Source organism: Brevibacillus parabrevis (assembly GCF_022701015.1).
GTDB classification, from domain to species: domain Bacteria; phylum Bacillota; class Bacilli; order Brevibacillales; family Brevibacillaceae; genus Brevibacillus; species Brevibacillus parabrevis.
The window spans coordinates 1,749,771-1,762,344 of record NZ_CP064090.1; the positions used below are offsets into that span (position 1 = coordinate 1,749,771).

Sequence of the window (12,574 nt, forward strand, 5' to 3'; positions counted from 1 at the left end):
CGACAAAACAAAGAACGATTGCCAAAAAGACAGCCGGATTTTTCGCTTTGGGCGAGAACGAGGCTGTCTTTTTCATGCGGAAAGGGAGAGCGGAAAGGGGCGAATCTCGCAAAAAAAATCAAGAATGACAAGCAGGCAGGAGGGAATACAATGGAAGAGGAAAACGTTTTTTGGAGGTAGCCGTGGAACAGCACCTGGACTTTTTTGTGATGAAATACGGATATGTGGGCGTGTTTTTTTCGCTTGCGCTTGGGGTGATCGGGCTGCCGATTCCCGATGAAGTCTTGATGACGTATACCGGATACGCTGTGTCGCGCGGGGTTTTGCAGATGCCGTTTGCCGTGCTGAGCGCTTTTTTGGGAGCGGCGGCAGGCATCACCGTCAGCTACTTGATCGCGTCCAAATGGGGGTTGCCGCTTTTGCTCAAAGTGGGGCCATATTTGCATTTGAATCCGAAAAAAGTCGAGTCTACACAAAAGCTGTTCGCCAAGTACGGCACCTTTTTGTTGATTGTCGGCTACTTTTTGCCGGGTGTCCGCCACATCACGGCTTATTTGGCAGGGATGTCGGGGATGAAGTATCGCGTCTTCGCCGTATTTGCCTATACGGGAGCTTTTTTGTGGAGCATCACTTTCTTGCTTTTGGGCAGAGCGCTGGAAAAAGAATGGTTCAAAGTCACTGTCTATGTCAGGCATTACGGCTTGACGTTTTTGCTGATTGGCGGGGCGATTGCCATTGCGTGGTACTTGTTGGTGAAGTACAGACAAAGCTTGAAGACATGACAGGAAAAAAATGTTGAAAAGGGGCTTTACAAACCGACGGTCGGTTTATATTATTAGATCAGAAAGCAATGACTGATTCCATCATTCATAAAAAATGTGACGAGGAGAGTTGTACCGTGATCATGACTTTGTTCTGGATCTTTATCGATTTGATCCCATTTATCGTAGCGTTTCAAGTGCAGCCGCCGACACTTGGCTTTGCCATCGGCTTCGTTCTCGCCCTGCTGATCTACTTGTTCCAGAAAAAGCGATTCGGGGAAGTAACGACGATTATCGCGATCAAAGTATTTTATTTCTTTTGCGGCTTCTGGATTGCCTTGTTCTTCCCGGCGTTTCATCTGTTCGACTTTACCCAGTTGTTCATGTACGCGATTCTTGCCCTAGCAGCCATCTGGTCGCTGTGCATCAAAAAGCCGTTCACGCTTCAATACGCAAAAAAAGTAGTGCCGGAGAGCTTCACTACGCACCCGCTGTTTCTCGCCTCAAATTTTTGGCTGACACTTATCTGGGCTGTTGTGTTCGCACTCTCGCTCGTTTGCTCCGTACTGTTTGCGCTCGCGATGATTTCCGGTGAAACAGGCGTTTTGCTGGTCAATATTTGGAACATCGTTGGGATCGCCGCTACCATCCTCGTGCGTCCTGTAGTGAAGCGTTACTTTTTGAAAAGGCAAGGCTGAGACGTGGCATCGCATGAATGTGCGAGCCTGATATTTTACCCATCCACAAACCGACAGTCGGTTTGTGGATGGGAACAAGGGGGCAATCGCCGGTTATGGAAAAGAAAAAACGCAATCCGAAGCTGATTTTGGCCACCGTTTTTCTGCTGGTCGTCGCTGTAGTCAGCTACTACGGTTACCAGAGCTATTTTTACGTCAAAACGGAAGATGCTGTCGTGACGGGCGAGATATACAAAATTGCGCCCAAGGTGGCGGGAAAGCTGACACATGTGAGGGTCGATGTCGGCAGTCAGGTGCAAAAAGACGAGATCGTGGCTGAACAGGAGCAAGTCAACGCGGCAAGTCCGACCCAGGTGGACAGCTTGATGGTCCGTTCCCCGATCGACGGCGTGATTTTGCAAAGAGCCGCCAAGGAAGGCGAGGTCATTGGGGCAGGCAACACGTTGGCGCTGGTCGTCGACAAGCGGAAGCTGTACGTGGAAGCACATGTGGAGGAAGCAGAAGCGGGCTATATCCAGGTCGGGCAGCCGGTCGATATCGTGCTGGATAAATACCCGGGGCAAACGTTCCGCGGAACGGTCAATCGCATCGGCGAAGCTACCCAGTCGACATTTTCCTTGCTGCCGTCAGTGAATGCGAGCGGAAACTTCACCAAAGTAACCCAGCGTATCGCTGTAAAAATTACGTTTGACGAGGGGCCGTACGACTTTCAGCCAGGTTTGAATGCCAATGTGTCCATCCACGTGCGATAAGGATGTGTAGCGATGAGTCCTCAAGAAAATTTTTGGCCGGGTGTGTTTGCGATCGTGCTTGGTACGTTCATGGCTGTGCTCGATACGAGCATCGTCAATGTGGCGATTCCGGAAATGATGAATGTGTTCGGGGCGTCGACGGAGGAAATTCAATGGGTCGTGACCAGCTATACATTGACGATGGCTGCTGTCATTCCGCTGGCCGGGTTTTTGGGTATCCGGTTCGGCATCAAAAAAAGCTATCTCGCCAGCCTGTTCCTGTTCACACTCGGTTCGCTGCTGTGCGGTCTGGCTGTCAGCAACGGGACGATGATCGCGGCGCGAATCATTCAGGCGGCAGGCGGCGGACTGATGATGACGATCGGGCAATCGATGATTCAATTCGTCGTCCCGCGCGAAAAAATCGGCCCAGCCATGGGAGTATTCGGCATCTCGGTCTTTGTCGCTCCCGCTGTCGGGCCGACGTTAAGCGGCTATTTCGTCGAGCATCTCGACTGGCGATTCATTTTCACGGTGAACATTCCGTTTGGCATTTTGGCGATGTTTCTGGTGTGGCGCTGCTTGCAGGAAAGCGAAGCGAATCGCAAACAGCCTTTTGATCTGCAAGGGTTTGTCTGGTCGGCCGTTGCGCTGGTGAGTCTTCTGCTCGCCGTGACGAAAGGCGAGGAGTACGGCTGGGACTCTTTTACGATCGTATCGTTGCTGATGAGTGCCTTGATCTGCGGGTACATGTTCGTGATGCGAGAGCTGTCGACGGCTCATCCGCTGGTCGATGTACGGTTGTTCGCCAATCGGCAGTTTACGCTCGGTCTTTTGGTAAACAGTCTGATTATGGTCGGCAATTTCGGCGTCATTTACCTGCTGCCGATCTACTCGGAGAACATGCTCGGTCGCACGGCGATGGATACCGGGCTGATGATGCTGCCGCAAGCGATTGCCTCCGGGATCGTCACGCCGATATGCGGCATGCTGGCGACGCGCATCGGTTTGAAGCCTTTGATTGTCGTCGGTCTCGCTTTATGCATCGTGCCCGGATATTTTTTAACCCAAGTCGATTTGAACACCAGCATGTCGACGATTCACTGGCTGCTTGCCTTGCGCGGGATCGGACTCGGCATGTGCCTGATGACTTCCATGCAAATTCCGCTGGTGGCTGTATCTGAGCCGGAACGAGTGCCCGCAGCTTCGGTGATCACGAATATTTCCCGGCAAGTGGCTACCTCGATCGGCATTGCCGGATTGATTTCCTTGTTTACCAGAAGAGGCGCGGTGCACGCGGCACAAATGGGCGAGCAGGTCACGACCACGCGGCAATCCGTCGTGGAGACGCTGTCCCAATGGCAGCAAATGTACGTGGCAAAAGGCATGTCGCTTTCGGAAGCCTATTCGTCGGCTGTCGGATTGCTCGGTCAACTCGTGCGAAAATACGCGGCAATCGCTGCGCTGCAAGACAGTTTGTTCGTGGCGGTTCTCGTGCTGGTAGCGGCGTTTTTGACCATGCTGATTGTGAAAGAAAACAAGGCCGCGCTGCAAGCAGGCCAGGAAGCGAGTCGTTCGGCGATCGTAGATTGATCGATTTTTCCCCATCACTTATCAGGAGGGTTTCCCATGAAAAAGTATAAACAGCGGCTGGCTGTATTGGCAGGAAGCGTCGCAATGATCTGCCTGGCTGGTTGCGGATCGGTGCAGCCTGTGGCATTGTCGACAGACATTGCCCAAGGGGCGCAGGCGACAGCGAAAGAAGCGGGTACGCGTGTGTTCAGCGGAAAAATGGTCGGGATTGAAGAGGTGACGATTTTCCCCAAGACAGCGGGCAGAGTGAAAGCCGTTCTTCACGATACAGGCGACCGGGTAGAAGCAGGTGCTCCGCTTGTGGAGATGGAGACAGTCGAGCTTGCGGCGAGTTTGAGCATGGCCAAAGCGGAGCTTGCCATGGCACAGGCGAAGTGGGAGGAAGCGAAAAAAGGGCCGAGGGCGGAAGACTTGCAGTACGCAAAAGCGGGCTGGCAACAGGCTGCAAGCAAGTATGAAGAAGTGAAAAACGGCAAGCGGCCCGAGGAGCTTTCCCAGCTTGCAGCGTCCGAACAGTCGGCGAAATCCGTCTACGAATCTGCCAAAGCCAAGTATGCGCGGGCCAAAGCTTTATACGAGCAAGGCGGCCTTTCCAGTCAGGGGCTGGACGATGCGCAGACCGCTTTGGCGCAGGCAGAAGCGCAGTACGTGCGAGCCGAGGAAGAGGTAAGGCTGGCCAAACAAGGGGTAACGAAGCCGGCGCTGCAATCGCTTGCCTCCAATGTCGACCAGATGAAGGCGATGTACGACAAAACGAAGAACGGGGCGACCAAGGAGCAGATTGCCCAATACGAGGCCAGCGTGCAGAAGGCGCAAGCAGCGGTAGCCAATGCCCAGTACCAGTTGGATAACGCTACGCTGAAAAGTCCGATCAGCGGCTACATCAGTACGAAAAATGTGCAGGCAGGCGAAATGGCGAATGCAAACACAGCCGTTATGAGCGTGGTCAACACGGATCGGCTGTATGTCGTCATCGGCGTTTCCGAGACAGACATTGCCCGCTTTTCCCCTGAGCAACAAGTCGATGTGGCGATTGAGGCGATCGGGCAGCACGTCCAGGGGAAAGTGGCGCGAATCAGCCCGAAAGCAGACCCGGGAACGAACATGTACACGGTGAAAATTGTCGTGAGCAACGCAAAAGGCAACCTGCGCTCAGGCATGACAGGGGTCGTCTCGCTTTGATCGCATCGGAAGGAAGTCGCGAAAGGTACGAAGAAAGCTCGCAGCAGCGTGAAGGCAATAAACGCTGCTGCGAGCTTTTTTCCTTGCCTGCTGTCCAGACATCTTGTAAAATTAGGAAATATTTGTGGTGTGACGGTCGCTAAAGCCAATGGAATACACGAAGGAAAGAGGTCGATTGCCGCTAACATTATTCGAACAAGAGAGGTATTGGAATGAATCTAGCCATCAACGTAACGCAAAATCAACTGATGGACGTGCTGCTCAATGTAGCTGTGGCCCGTCCCGTCTTTATTTGGGGAGCGCCGGGGATCGGGAAGTCCGCCCTTGTTGAGGCGTTTGCCCAGCAGGTAGGCTTGCCCTGCGTCTCCCTTTTGGGAAGTCAGTTGGCACCGGAAGATATTATCGGCGTCCCGCAAATTGTGGACGGCAAAAGCCGCTTTTGCCCGCCTGCCCAAATCGCGCGGGAAGAGCCGTACTGCCTCTTTCTCGACGAGCTGAATGCGTGTTCGCAAGAGGTGCAAAAAGCGTTTTACAGTCTGATTCACGAGCGCAGAATCGGGGATTACCACCTGCCGGAAGGGTCGATTGTGATCGGGGCGGGAAACCGTGCCCAGGACAGCGCGATTGTCAAGCCGATGTCGTCGGCGCTGATCAACCGGATGTTTCACGTGCAGCTGCTGGTTTCCCACGAGCAATGGCTGAATTGGGCGTATACAAACGGGATTCACTCGTACGTTCTGCAATTTTTGGAGGTGCGTCCCGATTATTTGTGGTCGCAGCCGCCGAAGACGGAAGAACCGTTTTCCACCCCGCGTTCCTGGCATATGCTGTCGGACGCGCTGCATGAGTTTGGCGATGGCCTGACTAGCGAAATGGTCGGTGTGCTCGCGTACGGTTGCCTGACGCCGCAGCATGCCGCGCAGTTCAAGGCTTTTCACAAGAACCTGCAAGGGAAGTACCAGCTTCATCGCATTTTGGAAGGAGAGACTTCTTTCCCGAGTGCGCCTGAGGATCGGGATGTGCTGTACTTTTTGGCCGATTCGTTCCGCGCCCAGATCAAAAAAGAGCTGCCGCAAGACAAAGCTTCCGTAAGCGATTTGCACAAGCGGTTTGCTCACCGGGCCAAAGCTTTGCTCAAGGATCTTTCGGCGATCTCGCTGGAGATGGCGCAGATGGTCGTCGCCCGCCACGACGACGGGGATGGGCTGCCGGACTGGTTTGTCGTTGAAGTCATCCGCGATTTGCCGCGCCTGGCTCTGGACAGAAAGGGCAAGTAGCCGATGGGAAAAGGAGCGAGAGCAAACACCGATCCCGCGACGCAAAACTATCAGCAAGCCGTCCAGTTTTTGGCGCATCATCCGATGTTCGGGCCGCTGTTCTCCCGCGCCGACCTGTTTCGCAGGGAGCACAATTTATGCCCGGACAACGGCTGGGCAGTCGTGACCAAGCACGGGAGCATACACGTCCATGCGAAGCGCAGGGGAGAGGTTGAGGAATGGATTTACGTCCTCGCCCATGCTCTGCTGCACCTTGGGTTTGGGCACTTTGTAGAAAAAAAGCATCCTGCTCTGTGGAACATCGCTTGCGATTGTTACGTCACCCGCTTTTTGAAGGACATGAAGCTGGGGAAGCCTCCTGCCGAGATGTCCTACGAGCTGGAGCTGTCCGGCAAGAGCGAGGAAGAGCTGTACGAATGGTTTGTCGAGCACGGCGTTCCCGAGCATTTGAAGCTGTTCGGAACAGGCGGGGAAAGACAGCCGGATATGCTGTTCACGGATAAATACGTGCGGTACAACTACAACCGGGACGTGAAGTGGGAGCGGCTTCTCGGCATCGGGCTATCCCAAGCCGTCCAGAGCGCTGTGAGCGTGGCGGGAGGATATGCCGATGCGCTGGGCAGCGAAGCGGTCAAGCTGACGGATGCGCAAAAAGCCAAGCGCTGGTTCATCAATCACTACCCGTTGCTTGCTTCGTTGGCCAGCCATTTCACGATTATCGAGGACTCCCTGATCTGTCAGCGCCTGCAAATATCGGTGGCTGCCATCGATGTGAACGCCGGAGAGATTTTCATCAATCCGGCGGCAGGGCTGGACGAGGAAGAATGCAAGTTCGTGATGGCGCATGAACTGCTGCACGCGGGCTTGCGCCACCATGAGCGTTGTCAGGGCAGGGACCCGTACTTCTGGAATGTAAGCTGCGACTACGTGATCAATCAATGGCTGATGGAGCTTGGAGTGGGGCGGTTTCCGCAGATTGGCGGGCTGTACGATCCCGATTTGAAAGGGCTGTCGGCCGAAGCCATCTACGATCGCATCGTCACGGATATGCGGACGTACCGCAAGCTGTACACGCTCAGAGGAATTGGCATGGGCGATATTTTGGACGGAGATGATCCGCGCTTTTGGGAAATGGGGCCGGGCACGACGCTGGATGACTTTTACCGCAGTGCCATGTCGCAAGGTCTGATCTATCACCAGGAGCGGGGCAGGGGGCTTTTGCCGGCAGGATTGGTGGAAGAAATCCGCGCCCTGGGTCAACCGCCGATCCCGTGGGATGTGCAGCTGGCACGCTGGTTCGACGAGCATTTTCCGCCATTGGAAAAGAGACGCACGTACGCTCGCGCCAGCCGCAGGCAATCCTCCACGCCGGATATTGCCCGCCCGGCCTGGGCGCATATGGAGACGGAGCAGTTGGCGCGTACGTTCGGAGTCGTGATCGACACGTCCGGATCGATGGGAACGAAGCTTTTGGGAAAAGCGTTGGGAGCGATTGCGAGCTACAGCGAGGCGCGCGATGTTCCGTATGCCCGTGTCGTCTTTTGCGATGCGCAAGCGTACGATGCCGGGTATCTTTCGCCCGACGATATCGCGGATCGCGTAAGTGTCAAGGGGCGCGGCGGTACGGTTTTGCAGCCGGGCATCGACCTGCTGGAGAAGGCCGACGATTTTCCCAAGGATGGTCCGATTCTCATCATTACAGACGGGGAGTGCGATCGGTTGCGGATTACGCGCAGCCATGCGTTCATGCTGCCAAAAGGAAGTCATCTGCCTTTTGTGGCGAAAGGCCCGATTTTTCGGATGGAATAAGGAAGCAGCATTGAAGCACCGTAATGGCGGTGCTTTTTTGCGTGGAAAAAACTTGGTGCAGGCTTTTGCTGGAACACGGGAGTGGCATGAGCTATTCTGTATAATAAATCTGAAAATATCGCAAACGGGGAGTGCAGGGATGACAGGACAGGAGAGCAAGGACAGAAAACTGCTGCTGCAAGAAGTCGAAGGGCTGTTGACGTTCATCGGCCAGCCGGTGCTGGTTGTGGATGCAAACGGTCGCGTCATGCATGCCAATCATGCGGCCGAGCACGTATGGCAACGTTCCCTGGCTGTCCTTTTGACGAAAAACTTGCAAGCTTTCGCGCCTTCTGCCAAGCTGCTCGACTTTGTGAAAAAGGGCAAGCCGCTGCGCGATTTTCCCGTGGAGATTGTCGACGGGAGCGGAAAACGCCTGCCTTGCCTCTGCCGACTGCATCCGTTGTACATCGGGCAACAGCCGGAAGGAGCGATCTTGCAGTTCACAGAGCAGCGCAAGGAGTCGGAGCAGGAAAAAAATCGGCGGTATGTCACGCGCTATACGTTTGCCGACATTCGCGGAAACAGCGAGGCGATCCGGGCGCTGAAAGACTCGGCAGCCAAAATTGCCAAAAGCGATTCGACGGTTCTGATTCGCGGAGAGAGCGGGACGGGCAAGGAAGTGCTCGCCCAGTCGATTCACGATGCCAGCTCGCGCCGCAGCGGGCCGTTTGTCGCCATCAACTGCGCGGCGATACCGGAAGCCTTGTTGGAAAGCGAATTGTTCGGCTACGAGGAAGGGGCTTTTACCGGAGCGAAAAAAGGCGGCAAGGCAGGGCGGTTCGAGCTGGCTTTGCACGGGACGCTGTTTCTCGATGAGATCGGCGATATGCCGCCGTTTTTGCAGGCCAAGCTGCTTCGCGTCCTGCAGGAGCGGCGAATCGAGCGGGTGGGCGGCTCAGAAAGCATCCCTGTCGATGTCCGGTTGATCGCAGCCACGCACAAGGATCTCGACGCGATGATCGTCAGCGGTCAGTTTCGCGAGGACTTGTACTACCGCTTGCACGTCATCCCGCTGCACGTACCGCCGTTGCGCGAGCGAAAAGACGACCTGTACGACCTGATCCACTACTATTTGAAGCTGTTTGCGGACAAGCTGGGCAAGGAATCGAAGCGCTTTTCCGCCCAGGCGTTGAAATGTTTGATCGACTACCACTGGCCGGGAAACATTCGCGAGTTGGAAAACACGCTGGAATACATCGTAAACCTGGAGATCGGCGACCTGGTGACGATCAGCAGTTTGCCTGCGATCATTCGCGGGAATCGCACCAGTGAAGAAGCGCTTGCTGTCCTGCCGCAAGCGCCGTCCGTGGCTGCGTCTGCGCATGCGTCTGTCCCGCCAGACGCTGTACCCATCCGACTGGGCGATTCAAGCGAGCAAGCGGAGGTACAGCTTCTGTTGCAAGCGATCCAGCAATTTGGCAAAAGCACCGAAGGGAAGCGGAAGGCTGCGGAGTTTTTGGGCATTAGCGTCGCTACCCTGTACAGACGCCTGCAAAAAATCAATCGCAAGTAGGCTTCTCCCACGCTGACAAGGGCATGAGGATATTCAACGAGAGGGAGTGGAGAGTGGCATGTATCTGGAGGAAAAAGACGTGGACTCGATCGCGTGCGGAGCGATGTTTCTCGGCTCTGGAGGAGCTGGCGACACGACCGTTTTGCAAATCATGGCGAAGCAGGCCATTCACGACAACGGCCCGGTCCGGCTGCTCTCTCCTTTCGAGCTGCAAGACGATGCATGGGTCGTCTCGATGTCGATGATGGGCTCGCCCGCTGTCCATTACGAAAAAATGATGTCAGGGCATGAGCTGATCATGGCGCTTCGGCTGCTGGAAGAAGAGAAGCAGATCAAGGCAAGGGCGCTGATCGCTCTGGAAATCGGGGGCATCAATGCGATCACGCCGATACTGGCGGCAGCGCTGACGGGCTTGCCGCTGGTCGATGCAGACGGGATGGGCCGGGCTTTTCCCGAGTGCCAGATGACGACGTTTCACGCTTTTGGAGCCGAAGCCAGGCCGTTCATCATCTGTGCCGACAACGGCAAGTGCCAGCGCTACTTGCATCCGTCCACGATTGAAATCGAGCGGGCGGCGCGGATTTCCATGACGAACATGGGCGGTTCGGTAGCCTTGGCGAGCTTTCCCATGACAGGCAAGCTGTTGCAGGAAGCCGCGATCCATCATACGTTTTCCGTGTGCAAGCGAATTGGCGAAAGCGTACTGGCGGCAGGAAGCAGCGTGCAGCGCGTCTACAGCAGTCTGGCGGCGGAACTGCAAAACTCGATCTACGGCAAGCCTTGCAAGCTGATCGAAGGCAGGATCGTCGAGCTGCAACGTTATTTGCAGGACGGCTTTTTGCGCGGAGAGCTGCTGGTGGAAGGAAGCGGCTTTCACCATACGGAACAGGTCGAGATCGAGTTTCAGAGTGAATACTTGCTGGCGAGACAAGGAGAGCGGATTGTTGCCACTGTGCCCGACCTGATTTGCATTTTGGAAGCAGACAGCGGTCTTCCGCTCATGATCGACGAATTGGAAAAGCAGATGAAAGTCTGGGTGATCGCCATCCCGTGCCCGATCATCCTCCGCCACCCCAAGATGCTCGATTTCGTGGGGCCGTGGAACTTCGGGGTAGGAGACAGCTACGTGCCGGTGGAACAGCGGTTTTCCGAGGAAGGGAGCGGGTGAGCGATGCTGCGCTTGGGAATTGACGTCAGCGGCTTGCACACAGATGCCGTGCTGATGGATGAAAATGCAGCGATTGTCGCGACTGCCAAGGTGCGCACCTCACCGGACATGCTGTCGGGCATCGCGGAAGTTTTGCAGGCCATCTTGCGGGAAAACAAAGCGCGGAGCAGCCAGATCGCGGATGTCATTATCGGGACGGACTACTTTGAAAATGCGCTGCGCGAAGGAAAGAAGCTGGCAAAAGTCTGCTCCATACGCATCGGCCAGGCGAAAAGCATGATTCCCCCGCTGTACGGTGCCCCTGTCCGGTTGCAGGAGGCAATCGGTCTGAGCTCTTGTCACGTATACGGCGGCCATGAGCTGGATGGAAGTGTTTCTTTGCGCCAACTGACGCGGGCGGAAGTCGAGCGGGAGCTGCGCGACCTGGATGCTGGACAGGCAGAAGCTTTTGCCATAACAGGAACTTTTTCCCCTGTCAGTCATGCGCATGAAATCCAGGTGGCAGAGTGGGTCAGGGAGATTTGCGGCGAGGAGCGGCCTGTGGCTCTGTCGCATGAACTGGGCAGCATCGGCTTTTTGGAAAGGGAAAACGCGACGATTCTCAATGCCGCTCTGTCAAAGCTTACGCACGACTCGCTGTCAGGCTTGCGGGAGCTGCTCGACAGGCAAAAGCTTGCGGCGGAGATCTTTTTGACGCAGAGCGACGGCTCATTGCTTACGTACGAATCGGCTTTGCGCCACCCGATCCGCACGTTTGGCGCCAGAATCTCGGACAGCTTCCGCGGCGCCGCGCTTTTGACCCGGATGAATGACTGTATCGTCGTCGATGTGAGCCGGGAAAAGGTTTGCGTCGGTGTGCTGGAAGGCGGCTTTCCCAAAGAAAGCAGGCGCAATCAAAAGCTGGCGGGAATCCGGCTCAATTTGCAGATGCCGGATACGGCGCTGATTGTGCGCGACGGGCATGAGGCGGTCGACGATGATTTGCTGGATGCGGTCTATCACGCGATCCAGCGTTTTCAGCCGCGCTTCGAGCCGCTTCCGATCGTGTTCGTCGGGCAAGAGAGCGAAGCCTTGGCTGCCTTTTTCAAATACCCGTGGTCTGAGGTGGTTCACCCGCCTGCTTATCCTCATGCCAGCGCGATTGGCGCATGTATAGCGCCCGTCAGCGGCAGCGTCGACCGGATTTACTGGCTGGTGGAGGAAGGAAAGCGGGAACAGATCATCGAGGTGGCAAAAGCGGAGGCGATCCAATCTGCGATCCAGGCAGGGGCTGTGCCGGAGACGGTGTTTGTGCAGTCGGCAGAGACGATCCCGCTTTCGTATATGCCGACGCGCGCTTTGCGCATGAGGGTGAAGGCGATCGGGCAGAGGCGGTAAAAGCGGAGAGAGCGATAAGACGCTGACAGGAAGCGGCTGGCGGGGCTTGGCCGTTTCCCCGTTTTTTCGCACAAGCCATTTTCTCAAAGTGATAAAACTGCGAAACCGTGAGAAAGTATGAGAAATGAAGAGAAATAACGGTTTGTCATCAAGGAGAGCTTCGCTGCTTTTCCAGACTGCTCCCGAAATTTTCAACTATATTTTTACAAATATGATAAAAACAGATGCAGCGAATGTAGCTCGCATCTGTTTTTTTGTGCGTATAAGCGAAAACGGGTTGGCATGGGATTTGCTTTTATAAAATTTTCAGATAATACAAAAATCTATCCCTGATTCGTCAAAGGAGCTGCCGCAACATTATCGAGGAAAGCGAGGGCTGCATGAAGCAAGGCTGACAAAGACTTTTGGACAACGGGCAACACT

At 55.3% G+C, this 12,574-nt stretch carries 10 protein-coding genes; all 10 read left to right on the forward strand.

The genetic code is table 11. The features are described from left to right. The first annotated feature begins 170 nt into the window (after positions 1–170). The 10 genes from IRJ17_RS08345 to IRJ17_RS08390 all read left to right on the forward strand — a co-directional run bounded on the left by IRJ17_RS08345 (position 171) and on the right by IRJ17_RS08390 (position 12,151). Complete coding sequence (locus tag IRJ17_RS08345; protein ID WP_373926264.1) at positions 171–782, forward strand: DedA family protein; 612 nt, start codon at positions 171–173, stop codon at positions 780–782. Between the two features lie 122 nt (positions 783–904). After that, positions 905–1,459 (forward strand): amine oxidase, encoded by a 555-nt coding sequence (locus IRJ17_RS08350; protein ID WP_232322211.1) that lies wholly within the window; start codon positions 905–907, stop codon positions 1,457–1,459. Between the two features lie 95 nt (positions 1,460–1,554). Then, positions 1,555–2,211, forward strand: coding sequence for an HlyD family secretion protein (locus IRJ17_RS08355; RefSeq protein WP_242774241.1), 657 nt, complete (start codon positions 1,555–1,557; stop codon positions 2,209–2,211). A 12-nt stretch (positions 2,212–2,223) separates the two neighbouring features. Then, positions 2,224–3,783, forward strand: a complete 1,560-nt coding sequence (locus tag IRJ17_RS08360; protein WP_173598566.1) for a DHA2 family efflux MFS transporter permease subunit — start codon at positions 2,224–2,226, stop codon at positions 3,781–3,783. 36 nt (positions 3,784–3,819) lie between these two features. After that, entirely contained in the window at positions 3,820–4,965 is a 1,146-nt protein-coding gene (locus IRJ17_RS08365) for an HlyD family secretion protein (RefSeq protein ID WP_242774244.1), read from the forward strand. A gap of 212 nt (positions 4,966–5,177) precedes the next feature. Then, on the forward strand, positions 5,178–6,242 hold the full coding sequence (locus IRJ17_RS08370) for an AAA family ATPase (protein ID WP_122966553.1): 1,065 nt from the start codon (positions 5,178–5,180) through the stop codon (positions 6,240–6,242). 3 nt (positions 6,243–6,245) lie between these two features. Beyond that, complete coding sequence (locus tag IRJ17_RS08375) at positions 6,246–8,051, forward strand: DUF2201 family putative metallopeptidase (protein ID WP_173596625.1); 1,806 nt, start codon at positions 6,246–6,248, stop codon at positions 8,049–8,051. A gap of 139 nt (positions 8,052–8,190) precedes the next feature. After that, a complete protein-coding gene (locus IRJ17_RS08380; protein ID WP_122966765.1) occupies positions 8,191–9,606 on the forward strand; it encodes a sigma-54 interaction domain-containing protein in 1,416 nt (471 codons plus the stop codon). A 58-nt stretch (positions 9,607–9,664) separates the two neighbouring features. Further along, positions 9,665–10,774, forward strand: a complete 1,110-nt coding sequence (locus IRJ17_RS08385; RefSeq protein ID WP_122966766.1) for an S-methyl thiohydantoin desulfurase family protein — start codon at positions 9,665–9,667, stop codon at positions 10,772–10,774. A 3-nt stretch (positions 10,775–10,777) separates the two neighbouring features. Then, positions 10,778–12,151: a hydantoinase/oxoprolinase N-terminal domain-containing protein gene (locus IRJ17_RS08390; RefSeq protein ID WP_242774247.1), complete on the forward strand. Its 1,374-nt coding sequence runs from the start codon at positions 10,778–10,780 to the stop codon at positions 12,149–12,151. Positions 12,152–12,574 lie beyond the last annotated feature (423 nt).